Below are 22,889 nucleotides of genomic sequence, written 5' to 3'. Positions count from 1 at the left end.
CCTTAGTGTAAGTTGTGCTGAGAGCCTGTGCCCTCTTCATCCATCAAACCGCGCCCTGTGCGGAAACGGTCAAGGCGGAACTTTGCGGCAGGTTCGTGGTGCTGGTCGGTGGCCATCAAATGCGCAAAGGAATAGCCCGACCCGGGCACAGCCTTGAACCCGCCGTAACACCACCCGCAATCAATATAGAGCCCATCGATATGCGTCTTGTCGATGATGGGCGATCCATCGGGGGTCATATCCATAATCCCGCCCCATGATCGCAGCACCCGCGCCTTGCCGATCATCGGCATCAGCGTCATGGCCGCATCCATCACATGCTCTTTCATCGGCAGGTTGCCGCGACTGGCGTAGCTGGCATAAAAATCCAGATCGCCCCCAAAAACAAGGCCGCCTTTGTCAGACTGGCTGATGTAAAAATGGCCCATCCCGAAGCTGACCACATGATCAATGCACGGCTTCAGCCCCTCTGACACAAAGGCCTGCAACACATGGCTTTCAATCGGCAAACGCATGCCCGCCATGGCCGCCACCTGCCCTGACCTGCCTGCAACAACCACACCCACTTTCTTGGCCTTGATCGCCCCGCGTGTGGTCTGCACGCCTTTGACTATACCGCCCTCAATATCAATGCCCGTGACCTCGCAATTCTGGATCAGATCGACGCCGCGCTGATCGGCCCCGCGTGCATAGCCCCAAGCCACCGCATCGTGGCGCGCCGTGCCACCACGGCGATGCAGCAAGCCGCCATAAACGGGGAAGCGCAGATTGTCGAAATCCAGATATGGCAGATGCCTGCGCACGCCTTCGCGGTCCAAAAGCTCCGCATCATCGCCTTGGTTGATCATCGCATTGCCGCGCCGCGCAAAGGCGTCACGCTGCCCATCGGAATGAAACAGATTGATCAAGCCGCGCTGACTGTGCATCGCGTTGTAGTTCAGATCCTGCTCCATCGTTTCCCACAGCTTGAGCGAATGGGAATAGAACTCCGAATTGCCCGGCAAGAAATAATTGGCACGCACAATGGTGGTATTGCGCCCCACATTGCCGCCCCCGATATAGCCCTTTTCCAGAACGGCGATATTGGTCATCCCATGGTTTTTCGCCAGATAATACGCCGTCGACAACCCATGGCCGCCCCCGCCAATAATGACGATGTCATATTCATCTTTGGGCGCAGGATCACGCCAATGGGGCGTCCAGCCTTTGTTGCCAGTCAGCCCTTGGGCAAGGACCTTTAATCCTGAAAATCGCATGCAAATCCCCTGAGTGCTCCCCTCACCTTAGACAGGCACTGGCACCAGCAAAAGACGCTTTTCGACACACAACCGTCAACCCGCGACACAGATCATGCTAACTTCATTGTTGCCGCAAATACCTCGGGGGTGTGGGGGCAGCGCCCCCACCCGAAATACCAAGGGCGGGCCTGCCCGCACAGTTTGGTCAAAGCCCCTTGGCCTGATAGCTCTTGGCCACCTTATCAATACTCACCAGATAGGCGGCCGTGCGCAAATCCTCTACATCATCACGGCCGTGCCAAACATCGCGCATCGCCTGATAGGCGATGCGCATCGTGTCATCGAGCCCCGATCGCACCAATTCCAACTCATCCGCGCCGCGCAGATACTTCTGCTTGAAGTCAGGCGTCATCGACCACTGATCGCCCAGGTGCTTACTCAACCGCTCCAACTCATCCACAATCAGCTGGTGGCGCGCCTCTTCCTGACGGCGCTGCATGCGGCCAAAGCGGATATGGCTCAGGTTTTTGACCCATTCGAAATATGATACCGTCACCCCGCCGGCATTGGCATACATATCGGGAATAATGACCGTGCCTTTCGCACGCAAAATATCGTCGGCCCCTGCGGTAATCGGCCCGTTTGCTGCTTCAATAATCAGCGGCGCTTTGATGCGCGGGGCGTTTTCCATATGGATCACGCCCTCCAGCGCCGCAGGGATCAAGATATCGCAATCGGCCTCAAGCACCGCGCTGCCATCGGCATGATGGGCCGCTTTGGGATAGCCCGCAACGCCGCCATGCCCAACAATCCAATGGCGCACCGCATCCACATCCAGACCGTTCTCGTCAAAAAGCGCCCCATCATGTTCGATGATCCCGATGATCTTGGCACCGTCCTCTTGGGCCAGAAACTTGGCCGCATGATAGCCCACATTGCCCAGACCCTGCACAACCACCCGCTTGCCATCCAAAGACCCCGTGACGCCTGCCTTTTGCATGTCACGCGCATCGCGGAAAAACTCGCGCAGCGCATATTGCACGCCGCGCCCCGTGGCCTCGACGCGGCCCGAAATACCGCCCGCATTCAAAGGTTTGCCCGTCACACAGGCCCGCGCGTTGATGTCGGTGGTGTTCATGCGCGCATACTGATCGGCGATCCACGCCATCTCACGCTCGCCTGTGCCCATGTCAGGGGCAGGCACGTTTTGCGACGGATGGATCAGGTCGCGCTTGATCAGCTCATAGGCAAATCGGCGGGTGATCTGCTCCATCTCGTGGGCGTCATACTCGCGCGGGTCCACGCACAGCCCGCCTTTTGATCCGCCGAAAGGCGCCTCTACCAAAGCGCATTTATAGGTCATGAGCGCGGCCAGCGCCTCCACCTCATCTTGGTTAACGCCCAAAGAGAAACGGATACCGCCCTTCACAGGCTCCATATGTTCGGAATGTACGCTGCGATACCCTGTGAAGGTCTGGATCTGACCGCGCAACCGCACGCCGAAACGCACGGTATAGGTTGCGTTGCACACCCTGATCTTTTCTTCCAAGCCCGGTGGCAAATCCATCAAGGCCACGGCGCGGTTGAACATCAAATCAACGCTTTCGCGAAAGCTCGGCTCTTTGGATCGTGCCATCATGGATCTCCCTGTCTTGTCTATTCGTGCGGGACGCTCAGGCGCCCGCTCGGGATCAGCCTGCGCAGAAATTGCTTAATTTTCCACTTCTATTTGCGCCGATAGGCCAATCACATCTTTCGCCTGAAACGATTTGCCGAAACGGGCGAAAGCCCCGCTTTTGTCGCCGGAATTGAAACAATTAATCATTTGTTAAGCATGGATACCGTGACATGCGAACAATCCACCACACAAATGCCCAAGTTCCAGCCCCATTCCCGTCGCATTCTTCAATCACAAACGACCTCGGAGACCCACGTCCTTTGTCAGGATCAGCAGGGGTATAGGAATATGATGTTTTTTGAAACGCGCATTGCACAGATGAACCAAAGATGGCGCGAGGCCACACGCCGCTTCCGCCGCGAGGAAGATGGTGCTCTCATTATCTTCAGTCTTTATGCTGTTGCCGTGATGATTATGATCGGCGGTATCGCTGTGGATGTTATCATCACCGAAGAAAAACGCACCCGACTGCAATACACCATTGACGGCGCTGTTTTGGCCGCCGCCGACCTGGAACAAGGTCTTGATGCCGCTGTGATCATGGAAGGCCACTTCAAAGCCGCCGGTTTTGAATCCGTCCGCGTGAATTACACCAAAAACGATGTGGTCCAGCCCGCTCTTGGACCAGACGACGCCGAAGTGATCGTGAGCCTGAACACAAAACAAGGTCTGAACTTCCGTAATGTGCGCGCTTCTGCAAATGTTGCGGTTGATACATTGTTCATGCACTGGCTTGGGATCGGCTACCTGACGGCCCCTGCAACAGGTGCAGCCGAAGAACGTATCACCGATATTGAAATCTCTCTGGTGCTCGACGTGTCGGGATCTATGGGCGACCCGTCACAATCGGGTAACTCGAAAATGTACGAGCTTAAGAAAGCCGCACGCGAATTCATTGACGAAGTCGTTGTCAATGAACCGGGTGCCATCGGTCTGACCTCGCTCTCGATCGTGCCGTATTATCAAACAGTCCACGCAGGTGCTGACCTTCTGGACCAATTGAACGCCGACGGTGGCGTGAAAATGCTGACGCAAGAAACAAACCCGCCCGGCCTTAGTCAGGTGAACACGGAACACGACTTGGCAACCTGTATCGATTTCAAGGATAGCGACTTCCTGACAACAGCAATCCAGGCAAAGACAGCCACATCGGCGGGAACACCCCTTGCACGCAAGCCGCACTATGCGCCAAGCGACAACAATTTCTCGCGCCCCGATGATTGGGACCGCGAATGCGAGGAAGGCTATCGCACCGAAATCCTGTTGCACCAAACAGACCCACAGGTGCTCAAGACACATCTTAACGGGATGATCGCGCGCGGAAACACGGCAATCGACGTCGGTATGAAATGGGGGGTTGCAGCACTCGACCCTGCTTTTGAACCTGCCATCACCGCCTTGTCGAAAACGCCTGCTTTGCCCTCGGCGGTTGCAGGGCGTCCCGCAGACTACTGGGACCCGATCACCAGCACGGATCCACAAGACGAAACCCTTAAAGTTATCGTGTTGATGACCGACGGGCGCAACACATCGCAGCGCTCTTTGCCAGAGCCCGACCAATACCCCTACATCGATTTCACAAACGACAAAACCGATGTCTGGGAATTTTCTGACGCTGAATGGGCCGTGCGCTTTGATACCTACGACAGCGATATTGGTCGCAAACTGAGATGGTATGACCGGTATCTGGTCAAAATCCCCGAGAACGATGAAGATTATCGTTGGTTCCGTCCCGGCAGCCCTTGGACCAATAATGACGACCGTTGGTATCATGAAGATGCGGGCAGTGGTGTTGTTATGAAACAGCTGGACTGGATCACCCTGCTGGATCGTTTTTCCCTTTACGACGCGGCACATTTCTTTTGGGATGATGCGCTGACAAACAACGGCAACTGGCGTTCAGGTGACTCCCCTTACGAATGGATGTTGTGGGACCACGACAGCGGTGGAAGCGGTGCGCAGATTACGTCTGTCAATTCCACGCGCGCCGACACACGCTTGTCCAATATCTGCGAAGAGGCCCGCAAAAAGCATGTGGTGATCTACGCCATCGGTTTTGAAGCTGAAAGCGACGGCGAAAAGGCGATGAAAGACTGCGCCACATCGGATGGCTACTACTTCGATGTAAACGGTGAGGAAATCGGCACCGCTTTTCAGGCGATTGCCAATCAAATCAATCAGTTGAGGCTGACACAATGATCACGGCTGTTGCCAAAATCACAAGCTCGGTCAAGCGCTTCTGGCGCCGTGAGGACGGTGTGTCCTCGATCGAGTTCGTGATTTTGTACCCCATCTTTTACTTCCTGTTTTTTGCGGGAATTGAATCAGGGCTTATGCAAGCACGACAGGCCATGCTGGAACGCGCGCTTGATCTATCAGTGCGTCAAATCCGGCTCAACACCTTTTCGCCGCCCACATATTCGCAGCTTAAAACGATGATCTGCGATGGCGCGGGCATGCTGCACAAATGCGAAGATTCCCTCAAACTGCAAATGGTAATCCGCGATCCGCGCCAAAAGCTGGAGCTTGGGGAACCCCAATGCCACGACGAACCCAAACCGCTTAATCCGCAGGGGGATTTCTTCCCGGGGGGCGAAAACCAGTTGATGTTCTTGCGCGTTTGCGTGTTGCAGCCGCCGATCCTGCCAAACCTTGCGCTGGCCCCCTATCTGCCGCGCACGCAAACAGGTGAATACAAGCTTTACACCATCACATCCTACGTTACGGAGCCGTTCTAATGCCACGCATAACACTTCCGTCCCTTTCAAGGCTAAAAGACCGCGCCAAGCGTTTTTCGGACGACACGGGCGGCACGCTGTCCGTTGAAACCGTCTTTGCGGCACCGCTGCTGTTTTGGTGCATCATGGCGATGTTTGTATATTTTGAAGCGTTCCGCACCCAAGCGCAGAACACCAAAGCGGCTTATGTGGTCGCCGATATCCTGAGCCGCGAACAAAGCACGCTGACAACGGAATACATCAATTCGCTTCACCAGACGCAAAAATACATGACGCCCAATGGGGCGGACCATAAACTCAACGTGACGCAGATTTTCTATCGCAAAAACAAAGACGACTATCGTCGCAACTGGTCTGTCGCACGCGGGGGGGCTGGCCGTCACAGCAATAACTCGGTCAACAAAATCCCCAACCTGCCGCCGATCAAACCAGGCGACAAGATGATCATGGTTGAGGCCACGGTGGGCTATAAGCCGCTGTTTAACGCAGGCATCACCAACAACATCTGGCTGCGCACCCGTGCGTTCACACGCTCACGCATCGCCGCGGACAAAGGGGTTGGCTGTAAATGGAAAGCGGGCTGCCGCTAGCGGTTTGCGCGACACACCATCATGTCTGATTGTCCCGTTGCGCCAGCAAAAAGGCCAAGGCTTCGGCCATAAATTTACCCTCGCCCGATGGTGTAACACCGCCAACGCCAATCATCTTGCCAGCCCGCCACCACAAACCCGGGCGCCATCCGCGCGGGGCGCTGTCTTTCAGACGCACCAAAAACCCGTTTGACGGCTTGAAGGCAAAGACCCCACGCTCGACCTTGTTGATGTTATCCAGAGGCGCCAGAACAACGCCCGTGCTGTCACGCAGCTCATGTTCTGTCAGTTCGATCACGATTTGCGTTGCACGCCACATCACGCTGCCAAGCGTCAAAAACATCACCCCACAGCCCATCAAGAAGATGCGATACCCAAATCCCGTCTCCCCTTGGGTGAAGGCCAGCAAAACCAACAGCATGCCCAAGGCCACAATCGCCCCGCAGCCAAAAATCCGCCGCCCAGGACTGGCTTGGACACGGGCGATCACCCCATCTTCGGGAATATGTTCTAACATCTGAAGGGTCCTTCCTTGGCGCTTCACCATCCCCTATCTTGCAAGGTCGATAAGGTCTAGCAGGTCGCGCCAAGCGGCAGGCAGCATCGCGATACATCTGTGCAAATCTGCACGCAACCCGCGCGAACCGGCCCGTTGTGTGAAGTCACATTGCGGCCTATGTCCATGGCCAACCCCGCAATGAAAGGATAATCCCATGTCTATCCGCCCCGTTCTCGAACAACGCGCCGCGCAACCCCACATGGAAGGCGCAGGCGTCAAACTGCACCGCGCCTTCGGCTTTCAGGACCCAAGCGAGCTTGATCCTTTTCTTCTGTTTGATGATTTCCGCAACGAGCGGCCGGAAGACTTCGAAAAAGGCTTCCCGTGGCACCCCCACCGCGGCATCGAGACCATCACCTATGTGCTCAACGGCACCGTCGATCATGGCGACAGCCTTGGCAACACAGGCACACTTGGCGCAGGCGACGTGCAATGGATGACCGCCGGCAGCGGCATTTTGCATCAGGAAATGCCGCACGGAAACGCGCGCGGCCAGATGCACGGCTTTCAGTTGTGGGGCAATCTGCCCTCAAGCCAAAAGATGACTGCCCCGCGATACCAAGACGTCACAAGCGCCGACATCCCGGAAGTGATCGACGACGATGGCACCCGCGTTAAGGTGATCGTCGGCGAATTCTGGGGCAAGCGTGGTCCCGTTGATGGCATCGCTGCCGACCCGCAATATCTTGATGTGTTCATTCCCGCAGGCGTGCGCAAAACGTTTCGGATAGACACCTATCGCCGCGCTTTTGCCTATGTGTTCGAAGGGGGCGCCGCCTTTGCCGACGCCTCTGCCCCCCAAGGCATCTTGCTGGAAAAAGAGGTGATGGGCGAAGAGGTCAACATCCGCGATCTGTCGGGCGACCGCACCCTGATCCGCTTTGGCACAGGCGACGAGGTCACGGTTCAGGCGGGCGAAGACGGCGTGCGCTTTCTGCTCATTTCAGGCGCACCCATCGAAGAACCCGTCGCGTGGCACGGCCCTATCGTGATGAACACGCAAGAGGAGTTGATGCAGGCCATGCGCGACCTGCGCAATGGGACGTTCATCAAGCCCGCGCATTGATTTGAAAAGTAAGGTGGATCTCGATCCACCTTACGCCCTAGCGTAGCCCCTGCGCACGCTCCAGCGCCTCGCGCCCAAGCACATGAAACTGCGCCAGCTCCTGCTCGACACTGATGCGCCCCTCGTCGGTGTCCATACGCATCCAAATATCCACCAGTTGCGCAATATGCTTATCACGCGGCCCCGCCATCGCCTGCGCAGCAGCCGTGCGCAGCGCATCCGTGGTTGCATAGGCCGCAGTGTCCAGCACGCCTGGGCCAATCATATCCCACCCGACATCGGCGCGGCGAAGCGCCTTCAAGCCAGCAAGGCGTACCCCCTCATCAGGCCACGTTAGAAACGGTACAATCCGCTCGATATCCTTGCCCGAAATGGCACGTGACGCCCCCAGAATGTCGAGCGTTGTCGCGATCAACACAGGATCCGACTGGGTCGACAACATCCGGCCCAGTTCGTCCTTTGCTGTGTCGTTCAGCCACCCAAAAGACCTTGTTATCTTGCGGCGCTTTTCGGCATCTTGTGTTTTTGCCAGTCCAGTAACGATACCTGGCATCAGCGGCGCAATGCGGTCGCCGAACACGCCTGCAGTCCCATAAATCAACCTTTGAGTCTGCCACGCGTGGCTTTGCGCATAGACGTCTTGCATGGCCCGCACCAAAGCGCGCGGAAGCGCACGGTTGGCTGTTTGCTCCGAAAGCATTGGATCAAAGTTAACACGCAGACTTTCACGCAAGAGTACGGTGAAAACAAACCGCTCCTCGGGGGACTGCGCATCGATCAATCCATGTGCAATGGCCACGGTTGCATGGGGCCCAAGTGCCGCCAACGCATTCAAAACCGCTCGATCCGTAAACTGATTGGACTGTGCAAAAGATCTGTGGATTGCGTTGACGATCCGTTCCGCCTTGGGCACGTGAACAAACTGAAAATAGCCAGCGAGCAAAAGGAACAGGCCGCAAAAGATGCTCAAAAAAAGTCGCATGATCTCTTCGAAATCCAAATGGGTGACGACGGTATCGCAAAACGACCGCGAAGATTTTAGGCCAAATCAGGGTATCTTTGTGCCGGTCGCTTGCCTGCGTTCGGTGCGTTCACACAATGTTAACAGGACGTCCCTATTTTCATCTCTGGACGTCCACCCAACCCCGCAGGCCTGACACCCCTGCACAACCCTTTTCAAGCGGGCCCGCTTTTTTGCCAAAGATCACGCATCAGCATCCCCCACATATCATAGGTAAGGTGGCGCTTTAGCCCACCACGCCCACGGATTTACGCACCAGATCCCAATACTGATCCGCAACCTCACTTGCGGGCAGGCGTCCGTCTTTGCGGTACCAACCGCTCACCCCCGTCAGCATCGCAATCAACGCAAGCGTCGCAATCTTGGTGTCGCCCAGAACAAACACGCCCGCGTGCGCACCGCGTTGCAAAATCGTTTCCAACTCGTCCTCATAGGCTTTGCGCAGCCGTTCAATCGCAGCAAAGTTTTCGGGCTCCAGATTGCGCAATTCCATATAGCTGATGAATACCAACTCGGGCCGTTCCAGGTGATACGCAATGTGAAACCGCGTGAATGCCTCAAGCTGCGCAAGCGCATCCCCTGCGATCACCGCCTCCTTGCGCGCCGCCAAAAGCGCCTCCATATGCTCGCGCATCAGGTCAAACAGCAGGCTTTGCTTGTCTGCGGTGTAATTATAAAGCGCGCCCGCCTGCACCCCGACCTCTCCCGCGATCTGGCGCATCGACACAGCCGCATAGCCAAACCGCGCAAACAGCTGCAAAGCGGCTTGGCGCACCTTGGGGCCTGTGATCTCGGAATGGGAACCTTGCTTTCGTGCCATCTGGCCAGCTTAATTGAACAGCCGTTCAGCGCAATCCCGCAAATGACATCTCTTTGCCCTTCTTTGCCCTTGCACGCTGTCGCGATCCCTTCCATCAAAGGCCAATGCGTTTGATCCAGACATTGCCCCTTTGCGCCCTTTTGGCCTGCACCCAGTTTCCCGAGTTGGACAATGTGGTCAGCGCAACGGCGCAGGATGGCGATTTTCCAGCGATTGTCAGCCTTGATGGGTTGCTTGAAACGGCAAACACCAGCTCTGTCACGCCGCAAACCATTCCCAATCTGGACGCACGGCTGGCCCGCCTGAATGCACGCGCTACAGGGCTGCGCGGACCGATCATAGATAGGGCAACACGCGCGCGCATGGCCCGCGGTGTGCAACGCAGCTAATCCGTTAGCGCAATCGCGTACTGCCGCGCGTTGCACGTGCCGCAACGCTAGGGTAACAGGGGCCAAATCCCTTACGGAGCCTGCTGCTTATGTCCTCATCCCCCGCCCCCCTTCGTCTTGGTATCGCTGGTCTGGGGACCGTAGGCATCGGCGTGGTCAAGATCATCCGCAAGCACGCAGCCCTTTTGCAAGCGCGCACAGGCCGCCCGCTGGTCATCACCGCGGTTTCGGCCAGATCAAAAGACAAGGATCGCGGCGTAAACCTGTCTGACTACGCGTGGGAAGATGATCCTGTCGCCCTTGCCAAACGTGACGACATCGACATTTTCGTCGAATTGATGGGCGGCAGCGACGGCCCCGCCAAGGACGCCACCGAAGCCGCGATTGCCAGCGGCAAAGATGTGGTCACCGCCAACAAAGCGATGCTGGCCCTGCACGGCCAACCGCTTGCACTGGCCGCAGAAACCGCAGGGCGCGTCATCCGGTTTGAGGCCGCAGTGGCCGGCGGTATCCCCGTTGTCAAATCCCTGACCGAAGGGCTGGCCGGCAATGAAATCACCCGCGTGATGGGCGTCATGAACGGCACCTGCAACTATATCCTGACCCGCATGGAAGCCACCGGCCAAGGCTATAACGCCTTGTTTGAAGAAGCCGACAAGCTTGGGTATCTGGAAGCCGATCCCAATTTGGACGTGGGCGGTATTGATGCAGGCCACAAGCTGGCCTTGCTGGCGTCAATCGCTTTTGGCACGCAGGTCAATTTCGACGGTGTCGCCCTTGAAGGTATCCAGCGCATCAGCATCGATGATATCCACCGCGCCGCAGACATGGGCTTTCGCATCAAACTTCTTGGTGTGGCCCAGATGACAGGGCGCGGCCTTGAACAACGAATGACGCCCTGCCTTGTGCCTGCCGACTCGCCGCTTGGTCAGCTGGAAGGCGGCACCAATATGGTAGTGCTGGAAGGCGATAGCGTTGATCAGATCGTGCTGCGCGGCCCGGGTGCGGGCGAAGGACCAACCGCCTCTGCCGTCATGTCGGACGTGATCGAAATTGCACGCGGCACGCGGTTGTCAACATTCGGTCAGCCCGCCACCACCCTGCAAGCCGCCCCCCCTGCCCAAGCCGCCACGCCTGCGCCCTACTACCTGCGTCTGCATCTGGCTGACAAACCGGGCGCGCTGGCCAAAATTGCGACGGTTTTGGGCAACGAAGGCATCAGCATTGATCGGATGCGCCAATATGATCACTCCGAAAACAGCGCCCCTGTGCTTATTGTGACCCATAAAACCACACGCACCACGCTGGACGCGGCCATGGCGGCCTTTGACAAAACGGGTGTTCTGGATGGCGCCCCCGTCGCCATTCGCATTGAAAACATTTAACTGAGAAAAGACCCTGATATGACCAAGACCCCTGATTTTTATGACCGTATGCTTTCTCTTGGTCTGGCCCGTGTGTCTGAACAAGCTGCCATCGCAAGTGCCGACTGGATTGGCCGCGGCGATGAAAAAGCCGCCGACCAAGCGGCCGTGAACGCCATGCGCGAAGAGCTGAACAAACTGGATATCGCAGGTGTGGTGGTTATTGGTGAGGGCGAACGCGACGAAGCCCCCATGCTCTACATCGGCGAAGAAGTGGGCAGCGGCAATGGCCCGGGCGTGGACATCGCCCTTGATCCGCTGGAAGGCACAACGCTCACGGCCCTTGATATGCCAAACGCGCTGACCGTCATTGCGATGGGGCCGCGCGGCTCGATGCTGCACGCGCCTGACACCTATATGGACAAGCTGGCCATTGGCCCGGGCTATGCGCAGGACGTGGTCACCATGGAGATGTCCCCGTCCGAACGGGTGCAGGCGCTGGCCAAGGCCAAGGGGGGTGACGCGCGCGACATTACCGTTTGCGTGCTGGCCCGCCCCCGCCACGAACAGATGATCGAAGATATCCGCAGCACAGGGGCCGCCGTGCGCCTGATCACCGACGGTGATGTGGCTGGCGTGATCCACTGTGCCGAGGCCGCAAAAACGGGCATCGACATGTATATGGGCCAAGGCGGTGCGCCCGAAGGTGTGCTGGCCGCATCCGCGTTGAAATGCATGGGCGGGCAAATGTATGGCCGCCTGTTGTTCCGCAACGATGATGAAAAAGGCCGCGCGGCCAAAGCAGGCATCACCGATCTGGATCGCATCTACACCCGCGACGAAATGGTCACTCAGGATGTAATTTTTGCCGCGACAGGTGTGACCGATGGATCGGTCGTGTCGGGCATCCAGCGCGAGGTGGGCTACCTGACAACCGAAACGATCCTGATGCGCTCCAAGACAGGCTCGGTCCGTCGCATGAGCTATCGCAACCCCACCAAGTAATGGCATTTCTGGGGGTCGAACACTCGTTGAACGGGCGCAAATGGGTTGGGCCTGCACCCGAAGCCGAGCGTCTGGCCGCCGCCATGGCCCAACAAACCGATCTGCCCGAGGTGCTGTGCAATGTGCTCGTGCGCCAAGGGGTCACCCCGGACGGGGCTGCTGCCTATCTTGAACCGCAGCTGCGCGACTTGCTGCCCGACCCACGCAGCCTGCGCGATATGGAACAGGCCGCGACACGCTTTTTGCAGGCCGTGTCATCGCGCCAACGCATCGCCATTTTTGGCGATTACGATGTGGATGGAGGGGCCTCGTCTGCGCTGCTGATCCATTGGCTGCGCGCCGTGGGCCTGTCTGCCACACTCTACATTCCAGACCGCATCGACGAAGGCTATGGCCCCAACGCCCCTGCGATGCGCGATCTGGCGACAGGCCATGATCTGATCATCTGTGTGGATTGCGGCACGCTCAGCCATGACGCGCTGGCCGCAGCCAAAGCCGCAGATGTGATCGTGCTGGACCACCACTTGGGCGGCGAAACGCTGCCCCCTGCCCATTCGGTCGTTAATCCAAACCGTCAGGACGAAAGCGGCGATCTTGCCCATCTTTGTGCCGCGGCGGTCGTCTTTTTGATGCTGGTCGAAGCCAACCGCCAGTCCCGTGCCGCAGGCGGGCCGACCCCCGATCTGCTTGGCCTTTTGGACCTTGTTGCGCTGGCAACGGTTGCAGATGTGGCCCCGTTGATCGGGGTAAATCGCGCGCTGGTGCGTCAGGGCCTCAAGGTCATGGGCCAGCGCCGTCGCGCAGGGCTTGTGGCGCTGTCGGATGTGGCCAAACTGGACACCGCACCTGCGTCCTACCATCTGGGGTTTGTACTTGGCCCGCGCGTGAACGCAGGCGGGCGGATCGGGGCGGCGGATCTGGGCGCGCGTCTTTTGGCCACCGATGATCCAAATGAAGCCGCCGCCCTTGCCGAACGGCTAGATGTGCTGAACACAGAACGCCGCGAGGTCGAAGCCGCGGTGCGTGAAGCGGCCACGCAACAAGCCCAAGCGCGTGGCACGGATGCCGCGCTGGTCTGGGCCGCTGGCGAAGGGTGGCACGCAGGCGTCGTGGGCATTGTGGCCAGCCGTCTCAAAGAACAGTTCAACCGCCCTGCCATTGTGATCGGGCTGGACGGGGACGACGGCAAAGGATCAGGGCGCAGCGTGAGCGGCGTGGATTTGGGTGCCTCCATCCAAAAGCTGGCCGCCGAAGGGCTGCTGACCAAAGGCGGCGGCCACAAGATGGCAGCGGGGTTGTCGCTGACACGCGACCAACTTGAACCCGCGATGGCCCGGCTGACCGAATTGCTGGACAAACAGGGGGCGGCCAAACTGGGACCTGCGGATCTGAAGCTGGAAGGCATGTTGATGCCAGGGGCCGCGACACTTGAATTGATTGCCCTGCTGGATGCGGCGGGTCCGTTCGGCGCAGGCGCCCCTGCCCCGCGATTTGCCTTTTGTGATTGCCAGATCGGCTTTGCCAAAAAAGTCGGCGAAAGCCATCTGAAGCTGAGTTTCGGGGACGGTTTGGGCCAGAAAATCGATGCGATCTGCTTTGGTGCGATGGAAACACCGATGGGCCACGCCTTGCTAAACCATGATGGCGCGCGCTTCCATTTGGCAGGTCGCCTTGAGCTAAACACATGGGGCGGGCGGCAGTCTGTGCAGCTGCGTCTAGAGGATGCTGCACCGGCCTGAGGCACAGGCCATAAACTTCCGACGATTTTTCCAAAAACCGCAAAAAAGAGTCTTGCCCTTATGGGGCAGTTTGCCTATCTAGCGGCTCACGACCACGAGTGGCCCGTTCGTCTATCGGTTAGGACGCCAGGTTTTCAACCTGGAAAGAGGGGTTCGATTCCCCTACGGGCTGCCACTTTCCCCCCCCGATTTGAAAATTACATGTCATTGGGTCAATCGCCGTCGCGACGCGTTGGGCGCACTGTGGCGCTGTTTTCCGTCATATCCCCAAGCTCTGCGGTATAAAGCGTGGCTTGCGCACGCCCCCGTCGTTTGGACGCATAGAGCGCGACATCTGCATCATGGCTCATCGTGTCAGGCGCAGGATCCGCATAATCCCCGCTGACCGCGATACCGATACTGGCCGAGATGCGACACATCTGATCACCATAGGGAATGGGCGTCTCGATTTGCGCGATCAGCTTTTTCGCGGTCTGCAACATATGCGAAGGCTTGGTTGCATCCGTCAGGATCACCATAAACTCATCCCCGCCGACGCGTGCGATGTGATCGGCTTCGCGCAGGGTCGCGTTCAAAATCTCGGCCACGCGGATCAAAACATGATCCCCTGCGGCGTGGCCCAAGGTATCATTCACCGATTTGAAAAAATCCAGATCGATGTTCATCACGGCAAAAGGTGCATCATCGGCCGCGGCCTGCGTCAACAGATGGTCCATCGCGCGGCGGTTTTTCAATCCGGTCAGCCCATCGGTAAATGCTCTTTCCTCGGCGGCGATCATCGCCGTCTGCAAGCGCGTGTTCAGCTGGCGTGATTCCTCCATCGCGGCTGATTTTGCTTCAATCAAATAAAGCATTTCGATGGTCAGATCGTTGGGCGCAAAATCGGCCCCCGTCAGATTAAACCGCCTGACCGCATCGACGATTCCAATGCCGAACGACAGGTTTATCGTGATCAGGCCGCGGTTCTGATCGGCGACAGCCACTCCCTTAAAGGCTGTTTTGGCGTCACGGCGTAGGCTCAGATGCAGCTTCATGCCATCGGCCATCATCAGCGGCGCGATCGCCTGGACGTTGGAGGGGCGCAAAACGCGAAAAACCTCAAGAAACCTTTGCCCCACCAGCGAGCCTTCAGGCAAGATCTTTTGCAAGGTCGGACCCGTATGCAAAATATGGCCAGTTGCACAGACCAGCAGATGCATCGGCATCAGACGGTCGAAAACCGCGCGCGTCCAATCGGGGTCTTGCAAACCGGGGTCTGCCTTGGCCTCGCCCCTTTGCTCTACCCGGCGCTGCACCGTCATGGCGCGGCCTGCGACAGATCAAAATCACGCCCACGCGCAAAACGATCTTCAAGAAGTGTAATCGCAATGTCTTCGACCGTCTGGCTGACCGCGCTGGCCTCCAGAAAAACCAAAGCGCCATAGTCATCGGCCATCGCCCGCAAAATCCCCACAAACACAGCGCCCATACTGGCGTGATCCCCACGCACCCTGAGCGAAAACCGGTCCGTTGAGATATCGCGCAGTTCCAGATGCGGCAGTCCAAGATCAGGCACAGCCAGCCGCGCACGATCGGGCAAATCATCCAGAGAATGCAGGAAATCGCGAAAGGTTTCGCCGCCAAATCGCAACAGCCGCCGCAGGGCTTCGACCCGAGGGTGCGCAACCAGATAGGTGCCAAAATCCTCCAGCAAATCAGCCCTGCCGCGCCCCAAAAGACCTGACGCTGCATCCAGCATGTCAAAGGTCAGCGCATCCTCATAGGCCAACATCGCCTCAAACCCCTGAACGGGCAGCGCCGCACGCCGCGCGACATCATCCCACGCGGCCTGCCCATAGGTATCGCGCAAGAAACATTCGATGGATCTGTTGATCAAGCCGTGCATCGGCATCCCCTAAAACCTGTCGGCGACAGTAGCCGCCCAAGTCTTAAGAAAACCCTGATAGTTCTAATTGTTGGGAAAAAACTGCCAACCGTCTACGTCCAGAACCGAGCCGCGCGCAGGGCCGACGCGGAATGTGCCTTGCGCGATCGGGGCCCAGTCCAAGGCCAGGGTCGCCGCATTCTGGCGTGAAAGCTGCTGAGTTCTGATGCGTTGCCAACCTCCGTCAGAGCGTGTGAACGCACTGATAAACCGCGCGTTATCACCGTAGCGCAGGAACATAAATACCACCTGCCCCGCTTGCTCTGTTTGCGCAACGATCACGGCACATCCTTCTGTGGCCAACGGGATGCAGCCCTTGGCAAATTGCTCCAGACGCCGATCATTCATCGACGCCAAAAACCCATCGGGCAACGCGCCCTCCAGGCCATGCACAATGGCGTTTTCCATAATCACACCTTCATATTCCGCGCGCTGCGTCGTGGTGACAGCTGCTTTGGCCTGGAACCGCGTTTGCGCCTGACGTGCCAAGGCGATCCGCTCGATCACCGCAGCATCACCGCTGGCTTCCAGCCGCGCCAAGCCGCGCACACCAGGCTTACCCCATCGTTGCGCCATCTCGAAAAACGGCATCTCGGTTATCTCGGTCTTACCGGCGTCAAACCGTGCGATCTGGCTCTTTGTGCTGATGTTTTGCGGGTTCAAAACAGGGGTAAACCACAATGCCGTGACCCCAAGAACCACCAACGCCATTGTCACATTGCCCTGCCGCACCCCCGCGCGCCAGCCCGTTCCGCGCAGCAAAGCGGCGGCATAGACAAGCCCATAACCCAAAAGCAACGCCGCAATGGTGATCGCCACCAGCCTGTCAGGCGTCCAGCCGAAGGCGCCCACGCGCACCGTCACGCCGTAAAAGGCAACCCCTGCCAGCACAGGCAGGATCAGCGCCATGGCACGGGCCATCCACAGCATTCCCATGCCCTGCACACCGCGTTCGTCCTTGGTATCAATCGCCGTTGTCACCAAGGACGCGGCGACAAAGCCAAGCATCATCAAAACGGCCGAAGGCGACAGCGCCCCGAACAGCCCCCTCAGCGGCCCGTTCATCTGCGCCACAACCCCGAACAGGAAAAGCACAGCCACCACCAAAACAGGCGGCAGCATGACCCGCAGCAATCGCAACACCAGCGCAGGGCGGATGGTGTCACGCAATTCGTAAAGAATAGCTGCACCTAGGCCCAAAACCCCACCCGACAGCGTAAAGCCAAAGGCATCCTGGCGCATCAGCCTTTTGAGTATCTCGATACCGACAATCTCAAGCACCGCACTCGACAACAGCATCAAAAGCCAGACCGCGCCCAAAAACGCAAAGGCCACAATGGCACGCACGACCAATTGCCACGCATGCGTGAAAAGCGCGTCATAGTCGGTCCACACCTCGTCCTCGCGCAGCGTGGTAATCACAAACGGCAAAGCGATCAGCGTGATGCCAAAAATTGCAAAGAACGGATGCGCGTCGCGCAAGAAGCCATCGATGCCTTCAAACCGCAATGCGCCCGCACTCATCAAAGCGGCCACAGCAAGTCCAAGCGCAGCCCCCCCGAAAAGCCCCTGACGGCGGCCAAGCGGGCCTGCAAGCAACAAAACAGATGCAGCCCCGACCAACACAAATGTAAACAGTGCCAGCCACACCCGCCCGGGATCAACTCTATCGGCCAATTCGCCCAACCCCCAAAGCGCAGCGCCCGAGGTTGCTCCAAAAACAGAAAGGAAAATCCGTGTGCTTGTCTGATTATCGGCCATGGCCCCACCCTTTAAATCGCTACGCATAGCTGACAGGTAAACATGGTTGGGGACAAGCCAAAGGTCAGGAATACCCCCAGTTTGTGAAGGCGATACCCTGATCTTCTTTTGTTTCTAAATATCCGCGCCGCAGGCCCAGATTTTTCCTGAAAAATCTGGCACCGCTCAGAAATCGGTCGGCGCGCCCCCTTCGGATTTGCGGCGCTCCACAAAGCTTTGCAATTCTTCGCGGATAGCAGGGTCGAGCGGCGGAGCTTCGAATTCATGGATGATCTGCTTGAACATCTTATGGGCGCGTTCTGCCGTCCATGTGCCGCCTTTCAACTCCCATCCCTCGTAATTTGTCCAATCAGACAGGAACGGAGAATAAAAGGCCGTTTCATACCGTTTTTGTGTATGCTCAATTCCAAAGAAATGGCCGTTCGGCCCCACGTCCCGCACAGCTTCAACCGCAATGCTTTCGGGGCTGGTGTCTGTGATCACAGGCTCAAGATATCGCTGGATATGCTGCAAAACCTCGCAATCCATAATGAATTTTTCGGGGCTCGCGATCAGCCCGCCTTCCAGCCAGCCCGCCGCGTGATAGACCATGCTGGCCTTGGCCTGCACCGCCGACCACAAGCTATTGGAAGTTTCCCACATCGCTTGACCGTCAGGCACATTGGCCGCGCACACGCCGCTGGCACGCATAGGCAATTTGTAAAACCGCGCAAGCTGGCCTGTCATCTGGGTGGCACGCATATATTCTGGCGTGCCAAAGGCAGGCGCGCCGGTTTTCATATCGACATTGCTGGTAAATGTGCCAATCGCACAGGCCACGCCGGGGTTAATGTATTGCGCCAGCGCAATGGCGCTTAACCCTTCTGCCAAAGACTGCGCCACCGCCCCTGCCATCGTCACGGGTGCCATGGCGCCTGCAAGTGTAAAGGGCGTGACCACAAGGCCCTGGCCGCGCCGCGCAAGCCGCATCCAGCCGTCCAGCATCGGGATGTCGTGTTTCAGCGGCGAGGTTGAGTTAATGTTGGTATACATCCGCGGGGTCGCGTCAAATTCGCCGTGGGTCAGGCCCGCGGCGATGCGCACCATCTCCATGACATCCTCAACCCGTTCGGCCCCAAGCGAATAGGCATGGGGCGCTTTGTCGGTCAGGGTCAGCTTGTCAAAAAGCACATCCAGATGGCGCACCGAGGCATGGCTGTCTTGCGGCTCGACGGGGTAGCCGCCCGCAAAGTGGATACAGTTGAAATATTGCGTCAGCTTGAGCAGGTTTGCGCATTGTTCGCGCGTGCCAGTCACCTTTTTGCCAATTTCCATATCCCAGTAACTGGGCGGCGACGACACATTGCCGAACGCCATGAAGTTGCCGCCAATGGTGATTTTGCGGTCAGGATTGCGCGGCGTAATCGTCCAGCTTTCGGGCGCTTTGCCAACCATCTCCATCACCCAGTCGCGGCCCATGCGCACGTTCTCGCCATCGATTATGCAGCCAGCTTGGCGGTAGATCTCAAGCGCCTCGGCATTCAGGATTTCGATCCCGATCTCCTCAAGGATGGTCATTGCACCATTGTGGATCGCCTCGATCCCCTCTTGGCCCAATGGCTCAACGGCGGGATCGCTGATGTAGGGTTGTTTGAACGGCATCTGATCGATCAAAGCCCCACCGCGCCGCGCTGCATTTCCTGCGCGCCCGCCACCGCGTTTTCTGCGTGGAGTTCCGTCAGCCATCTCTTTGCCCTTTCCTGATGCGTCATCCCTATGAAACGCGGGCCGCGCAGGCTGCGATTGCCGATATCCGACATTTGATGTCGCTTTAGCCAAACGCACCGCATGGGGCAGAGCGTTGACAGGACGCCACCGCACGCACACGCTCGCCCCATCACACCAAACGCACGGACACCGCACCATTGGACATCAACCTGCCTCTTATCTTGCTGGCCGCCTTTGTCGCATCTGTCAGCCCCGGGCCCGCCACATTGGCGCTTGCTGGCACATCGATGACCAACGGACGCCGCGCGGGAGTGGCTTTGGCCTCGGGCATCACAACAGGGTCGTTGATCTGGTCGGTCTCGGCGGCTTTAGGTTTGGGGGCGGTGATGCTGGCAAACGCGTGGCTGTTTGAATTCCTGCGGTATTGCAGGGCGGCCTATCTGATGTGGCTGGCGTTCAAACCGGCGCGGTCCGCCCTGCACCCCAAAACCATCGCGCCAAAATCGGTCTCGGGCAAACCACGCACCCTTTTTGCAAAAGGGTTGGCGCTGCATCTGACAAACCCCAAGGCGATCCTCTTTTTCGGCGCGCTGTATTCAATCGGCATGCCATCTGACACAAGCCCTGCCACGCTGGTGATTGTGATTGGTGCTGTGGCCGTGCAAAGTCTGATTGTGTTTCACGCCTATGCCATTGTCTTTTCATCCGCCCCGATGACGCGCATTTACCTGCGCTTGCGCTGCTGGTTTGAAGGGGCGTTTGCACTGGGCTTCGGTGCGGCGGGCCTCAAGATTCTGACCGCGAGGATCGCAGCGTCTTAACCGTCCAGAGCGCCCGGCAAAACCGCGATACTGTCCAAGACCAAATCCGCCATCGGGGCCAGCACATCCCGTGCGGCCAATCCTGTCAGCACACCGCATGTCGTCATCCCCGCGCTGCGCCCTGCGGCCAGATCATGGGTGCTGTCGCCCACCATCAAACAATCCTCCGGCGCAAGCCCAACCGCTTTGCAAAAGGCCTGCAACTGCCCTGCGTCGGGCTTGGCCCCATAGCCGCTGTCACTGCCTGCCACGAAATCGAAGGCCGACAGGATACGCGCTTTGTCCAGATGGGCCCGCGCGGGGCGGTCGCCATCGTTGGTCGCAACCCCCAGTTTCAACCCACGCCCTTTAAGCCCCGTCAAAAACGGGATCAGCGGTGTGACCTCGGCTTGGGGTGCATTGGCCGCGGCGGTGTTCATCCGCGTGGCCAGATCCGCCACGCTCAGCCCGCCCATATGCGGCGCGAGGGCACGGGCAATCTGTGTGGGCGTGCCAGCGATGGCGACACTGGCCGCATCAAACGCACCTGACGCCATATCAAAGCCAATCGCTTGGCCCAAGGCCGCCGCCTGCGCCCGATCGCCCTGTGCGAGGTCCACCAAAAAGGTCTGCGCCCACGTGGCCCATGTTGCGTTGAAGTCAAACAATGTGCCGTCTTTGTCAAAGACGATGCCTTTGATGTGGCTCAGGTCCAATGCACTTGCTCCCCACCCGGTAGGGCCATGCGTGCCTGCATCACCAACTCGGGCTTGATCGCTGCCTCTTCGGCAAATCGAATGACCCAGGCATCATCCATCAAGATAAATTCAAGAACCGAACCCAGAAACTGCGGATCACCTGCATTAGCACGCAGGTCATCGGCACTGACACCGCTGGCCCCCATAAAAACGGGCAACAGCTCTTCGTCGCCAATCACCCATGCAAGGGCCTTGATTCCAAGGGTTTCGGCAGCATCAGCAGAGATCATCGGCGGAAAGCCTCCTATGGGATCGGTTATGGTAAAGGTTTCTTAACCAATAGCAGCGCAAGATGTCCTTAACGAAACGCTAAAAGGACTCTGTCTGGCATGAGTGGCCGCATTCTGATCATTGATCAAGTTGCAACCAATCGGATTGTGATGAAAGTGCGCCTTTCGGCGGCGCATTTTCATGTTGATCTGGCAAGCTGTGCGCAAGATGCCGTGCAAAAGCTCAAAACCACGCGGCCTGATATGATCCTGATGTCGCTTGGCGTGGGCGAAGATTCAGCGCCCGATCTGTGCGTGCAGTTGCGCCAGCGCCAAGACACGCAAGACACCCCCATTCTTGTGCTTGGCGACACGATCACAGAGGCCGAACGCATGGCCTGCCTGCATGCGGGTGCCCAAGATGTGCTGTCGCGCGGCCTGCCCGAACATCAGCTTTTGGCCCATGTCAGACGCACCCTGCGCGCCAGTGCCAGCGATTTTGAATTGCGCCTGCGCGAGACGACCAACCGCGCCCTTGGCTTTGCCGAAGACACCGCAGGCTTTGTCAGCCGTCCAAACATCTGGGTGGTGATGGAAGGCAGCACATCAACCGATGACTGGTGCGCATCACTGCGCAGCTCCAAATCCCTTGCGGTGCAGTGCCATGATTTTCACGCAGCGGACTGGACCGATCTGATCAAATCGGACGCCGATGTCTTTGTCGTGCCCATCCAACGGGGCGGCGCGGCCACCGACCTGTCGATCATCACCGAATTGCGCAGCGCACGGTCCACACGCCACATCCCGATTGTTGCCATGCTGGACCGTGACAACACCGCGCAAATCAGCATGGCGCTTGATCTGGGGGCAGATGAGCTTGTCTATCACGACACCTCGCCGCGCGAATTGACCCTGCGCATCACAAGGCAGGCCGAACGCAAACATGTGGCCGAACGCCTGCGCAGCCGCGTGCGCGACGGGTTGCAAGCCGCAGTCACCGACCCTTTGACAGGACTGTTCAACCGCCGCTATGCGATGCCCCATCTGGATCAGATGTCGGCCGCCGCCCAAAAAAGCGGACGGGCCTATGCGGTGATGATGATCGATCTGGACCGCTTCAAACTGGTGAATGACACCTATGGACACCCCGCAGGTGATGCGGTGTTGGTTGAAGTGGCCAAACGGCTGCAAGATAATCTGCGCGGTGTCGATCTGATTGCACGGATGGGGGGCGAAGAATTTTTGATTGCGATGCCTGCCACCAGTTTGCATCAAGCCAAGGCGGCCGCCCAACGGTTGCGCAAAGTGGTGTGGAACACACCGATCCGCGTGCCATCCCCCACCCCGCACGAGCCTGATTTGCGCATCAACGTCAGCATCAGCCTGGGGCTGGCCATGGGGGGTGGTGCGCAAAGCGCGGTGGATGACATCAGCCATGTGTTGCAGCTGGCCGATAATGCCTTGATCCGCGCCAAGGCCGATGGCCGCAATCAGGTCATGGTGTCGCGCGATGCGGCATGAGG

21 protein-coding genes and 1 tRNA gene are annotated in these 22,889 nt (G+C 58.3%); 11 read left to right on the top strand and 11 right to left on the bottom strand.

Translation table 11 applies throughout. From position 1 onward, the window contains the following. Positions 1 to 2: 2 nt before the first annotated feature. Positions 3 to 1,256, bottom strand: a complete 1,254-nt coding sequence (locus L1065_RS10295) for a sarcosine oxidase subunit beta family protein (protein ID WP_237095388.1) — start codon at positions 1,254 to 1,256, stop codon at positions 3 to 5. A 187-nt stretch (positions 1,257 to 1,443) separates the two neighbouring features. Continuing rightward, positions 1,444 to 2,874, bottom strand: coding sequence for a Glu/Leu/Phe/Val dehydrogenase (locus L1065_RS10290; protein WP_237095387.1), 1,431 nt, complete (start codon positions 2,872 to 2,874; stop codon positions 1,444 to 1,446). A gap of 360 nt (positions 2,875 to 3,234) precedes the next feature. On the opposite strand from L1065_RS10290, the gene L1065_RS10285 reads away from it, so the two are divergent. From L1065_RS10285 to L1065_RS10275, 3 genes are read left to right on the top strand one after another with little or no spacing between them, the layout of a single operon-like run. After that, entirely contained in the window at positions 3,235 to 5,115 is a 1,881-nt protein-coding gene (locus tag L1065_RS10285; protein ID WP_237095386.1) for a Tad domain-containing protein, read from the top strand. Beyond that, positions 5,112 to 5,654, top strand: coding sequence for a TadE/TadG family type IV pilus assembly protein (locus tag L1065_RS10280; protein WP_237095385.1), 543 nt, complete (start codon positions 5,112 to 5,114; stop codon positions 5,652 to 5,654). Before L1065_RS10285 ends, L1065_RS10280 begins: the two co-directional genes overlap by 4 nt. Continuing rightward, on the top strand, positions 5,654 to 6,244 hold the full coding sequence (locus L1065_RS10275; protein ID WP_237095384.1) for a TadE/TadG family type IV pilus assembly protein: 591 nt from the start codon (positions 5,654 to 5,656) through the stop codon (positions 6,242 to 6,244). Before L1065_RS10280 ends, L1065_RS10275 begins: the two co-directional genes overlap by 1 nt. Positions 6,245 to 6,263: 19 nt before the next feature. Here the strand turns inward: L1065_RS10275 and L1065_RS10270 are convergent, their stop codons facing one another. Next, positions 6,264 to 6,761: a hypothetical protein gene (locus L1065_RS10270; RefSeq protein WP_237095383.1), complete on the bottom strand. Its 498-nt coding sequence runs from the start codon at positions 6,759 to 6,761 to the stop codon at positions 6,264 to 6,266. Positions 6,762 to 6,957: 196 nt separating this feature from the next. On the opposite strand from L1065_RS10270, the gene L1065_RS10265 reads away from it, so the two are divergent. Next, positions 6,958 to 7,869, top strand: coding sequence for a pirin family protein (locus L1065_RS10265; protein ID WP_237095382.1), 912 nt, complete (start codon positions 6,958 to 6,960; stop codon positions 7,867 to 7,869). A gap of 37 nt (positions 7,870 to 7,906) precedes the next feature. Here L1065_RS10265 and L1065_RS10260 read toward each other — a convergent pair whose 3' ends face one another. Next, positions 7,907 to 8,851, bottom strand: coding sequence for a hypothetical protein (locus L1065_RS10260; RefSeq protein WP_237095381.1), 945 nt, complete (start codon positions 8,849 to 8,851; stop codon positions 7,907 to 7,909). Between the two features lie 265 nt (positions 8,852 to 9,116). Next, positions 9,117 to 9,710, bottom strand: a complete 594-nt coding sequence (locus L1065_RS10255) for a TetR/AcrR family transcriptional regulator (RefSeq protein WP_237095380.1) — start codon at positions 9,708 to 9,710, stop codon at positions 9,117 to 9,119. Positions 9,711 to 9,814: 104 nt separating this feature from the next. On the opposite strand from L1065_RS10255, the gene L1065_RS10250 reads away from it, so the two are divergent. From L1065_RS10250 to L1065_RS10230, 5 genes are all read left to right on the top strand, one after another. Next, on the top strand, positions 9,815 to 10,099 hold the full coding sequence (locus tag L1065_RS10250; protein ID WP_237095379.1) for a hypothetical protein: 285 nt from the start codon (positions 9,815 to 9,817) through the stop codon (positions 10,097 to 10,099). 89 nt (positions 10,100 to 10,188) lie between these two features. Further along, the gene (locus L1065_RS10245) at positions 10,189 to 11,484 is read left to right on the top strand and encodes a homoserine dehydrogenase (protein WP_237095378.1); all 1,296 of its coding nucleotides are present in this window, start codon (positions 10,189 to 10,191) and stop codon (positions 11,482 to 11,484) included. 18 nt (positions 11,485 to 11,502) lie between these two features. Then, complete coding sequence (glpX, locus tag L1065_RS10240; protein ID WP_237095377.1) at positions 11,503 to 12,468, top strand: class II fructose-bisphosphatase; 966 nt, start codon at positions 11,503 to 11,505, stop codon at positions 12,466 to 12,468. Further along, entirely contained in the window at positions 12,468 to 14,207 is a 1,740-nt protein-coding gene (recJ, locus tag L1065_RS10235) for a single-stranded-DNA-specific exonuclease RecJ (RefSeq protein WP_237095376.1), read from the top strand. Before glpX ends, recJ begins: the two co-directional genes overlap by 1 nt. Before the next feature lie 100 nt (positions 14,208 to 14,307). Then, positions 14,308 to 14,382 (top strand) — tRNA-Glu (locus L1065_RS10230). Positions 14,383 to 14,419: 37 nt separating this feature from the next. Here L1065_RS10230 and L1065_RS10225 read toward each other — a convergent pair. The 4 genes from L1065_RS10225 to L1065_RS10210 all read right to left on the bottom strand — a co-directional run bounded on the left by L1065_RS10225 (position 14,420) and on the right by L1065_RS10210 (position 19,617). Further along, entirely contained in the window at positions 14,420 to 15,508 is a 1,089-nt protein-coding gene (locus L1065_RS10225; RefSeq protein WP_237095375.1) for a sensor domain-containing diguanylate cyclase, read from the bottom strand. Further along, entirely contained in the window at positions 15,505 to 16,092 is a 588-nt protein-coding gene (locus L1065_RS10220; protein ID WP_237095374.1) for a heme NO-binding domain-containing protein, read from the bottom strand. Before L1065_RS10220 ends, L1065_RS10225 begins: the two co-directional genes overlap by 4 nt. Positions 16,093 to 16,155: 63 nt before the next feature. Next, positions 16,156 to 17,892 (bottom strand): DUF4153 domain-containing protein, encoded by a 1,737-nt coding sequence (locus L1065_RS10215; RefSeq protein WP_237095373.1) that lies wholly within the window; start codon positions 17,890 to 17,892, stop codon positions 16,156 to 16,158. Positions 17,893 to 18,057: 165 nt separating this feature from the next. Then, on the bottom strand, positions 18,058 to 19,617 hold the full coding sequence (locus tag L1065_RS10210) for a trimethylamine methyltransferase family protein (protein WP_237095372.1): 1,560 nt from the start codon (positions 19,615 to 19,617) through the stop codon (positions 18,058 to 18,060). 179 nt (positions 19,618 to 19,796) lie between these two features. Between L1065_RS10210 and L1065_RS10205 the strand changes: the two genes are divergently transcribed. After that, entirely contained in the window at positions 19,797 to 20,420 is a 624-nt protein-coding gene (locus L1065_RS10205) for a LysE family translocator (RefSeq protein ID WP_237095371.1), read from the top strand. Here the strand turns inward: L1065_RS10205 and L1065_RS10200 are convergent. Next, entirely contained in the window at positions 20,417 to 21,115 is a 699-nt protein-coding gene (locus L1065_RS10200) for an HAD family hydrolase (protein ID WP_370641172.1), read from the bottom strand. The genes L1065_RS10205 and L1065_RS10200 overlap by 4 nt on opposite strands. Beyond that, the gene (locus L1065_RS10195; RefSeq protein WP_237095370.1) at positions 21,106 to 21,387 is read right to left on the bottom strand and encodes a DUF3572 domain-containing protein; all 282 of its coding nucleotides are present in this window, start codon (positions 21,385 to 21,387) and stop codon (positions 21,106 to 21,108) included. The genes L1065_RS10200 and L1065_RS10195 overlap by 10 nt, the downstream gene beginning before the upstream one ends. 99 nt (positions 21,388 to 21,486) lie before the next feature. Here L1065_RS10195 and L1065_RS10190 point away from each other — a divergent pair, with 99 nt between their 5' ends. Then, positions 21,487 to 22,887, top strand: a complete 1,401-nt coding sequence (locus L1065_RS10190; protein ID WP_237095369.1) for a diguanylate cyclase — start codon at positions 21,487 to 21,489, stop codon at positions 22,885 to 22,887. The last annotated feature ends 2 nt before the right edge of the window (positions 22,888 to 22,889 follow it).

This window comes from Nereida sp. MMG025 (assembly GCF_021654165.1).
Taxonomy (GTDB): domain Bacteria; phylum Pseudomonadota; class Alphaproteobacteria; order Rhodobacterales; family Rhodobacteraceae; genus Nereida.
This window is presented reverse-complemented; position numbering and strand designations above follow the sequence as displayed.

Coding starts and splice junctions, on each gene's coding strand:
- L1065_RS10295 (WP_237095388.1), bottom strand. CDS start 1,256: ATGCGATTTTCAGGATTAAAGGTCCTTGCCCAAGGGCTGACTGGCAAC.
- L1065_RS10290 (WP_237095387.1), bottom strand. CDS start 2,874: ATGGCACGATCCAAAGAGCCGAGCTTTCGCGAAAGCGTTGATTTGATG.
- L1065_RS10285 (WP_237095386.1), top strand. CDS start 3,235: ATGAACCAAAGATGGCGCGAGGCCACACGCCGCTTCCGCCGCGAGGAA.
- L1065_RS10280 (WP_237095385.1), top strand. CDS start 5,112: ATGATCACGGCTGTTGCCAAAATCACAAGCTCGGTCAAGCGCTTCTGG.
- L1065_RS10275 (WP_237095384.1), top strand. CDS start 5,654: ATGCCACGCATAACACTTCCGTCCCTTTCAAGGCTAAAAGACCGCGCC.
- L1065_RS10270 (WP_237095383.1), bottom strand. CDS start 6,761: ATGTTAGAACATATTCCCGAAGATGGGGTGATCGCCCGTGTCCAAGCC.
- L1065_RS10265 (WP_237095382.1), top strand. CDS start 6,958: ATGTCTATCCGCCCCGTTCTCGAACAACGCGCCGCGCAACCCCACATG.
- L1065_RS10260 (WP_237095381.1), bottom strand. CDS start 8,851: ATGCGACTTTTTTTGAGCATCTTTTGCGGCCTGTTCCTTTTGCTCGCT.
- L1065_RS10255 (WP_237095380.1), bottom strand. CDS start 9,710: ATGGCACGAAAGCAAGGTTCCCATTCCGAGATCACAGGCCCCAAGGTG.
- L1065_RS10250 (WP_237095379.1), top strand. CDS start 9,815: ATGCGTTTGATCCAGACATTGCCCCTTTGCGCCCTTTTGGCCTGCACC.
- L1065_RS10245 (WP_237095378.1), top strand. CDS start 10,189: ATGTCCTCATCCCCCGCCCCCCTTCGTCTTGGTATCGCTGGTCTGGGG.
- glpX (WP_237095377.1), top strand. CDS start 11,503: ATGACCAAGACCCCTGATTTTTATGACCGTATGCTTTCTCTTGGTCTG.
- recJ (WP_237095376.1), top strand. CDS start 12,468: ATGGCATTTCTGGGGGTCGAACACTCGTTGAACGGGCGCAAATGGGTT.
- L1065_RS10225 (WP_237095375.1), bottom strand. CDS start 15,508: ATGACGGTGCAGCGCCGGGTAGAGCAAAGGGGCGAGGCCAAGGCAGAC.
- L1065_RS10220 (WP_237095374.1), bottom strand. CDS start 16,092: ATGCACGGCTTGATCAACAGATCCATCGAATGTTTCTTGCGCGATACC.
- L1065_RS10215 (WP_237095373.1), bottom strand. CDS start 17,892: ATGGCCGATAATCAGACAAGCACACGGATTTTCCTTTCTGTTTTTGGA.
- L1065_RS10210 (WP_237095372.1), bottom strand. CDS start 19,617: ATGGCTGACGGAACTCCACGCAGAAAACGCGGTGGCGGGCGCGCAGGA.
- L1065_RS10195 (WP_237095370.1), bottom strand. CDS start 21,387: ATGATCTCTGCTGATGCTGCCGAAACCCTTGGAATCAAGGCCCTTGCA.
- L1065_RS10190 (WP_237095369.1), top strand. CDS start 21,487: ATGAGTGGCCGCATTCTGATCATTGATCAAGTTGCAACCAATCGGATT.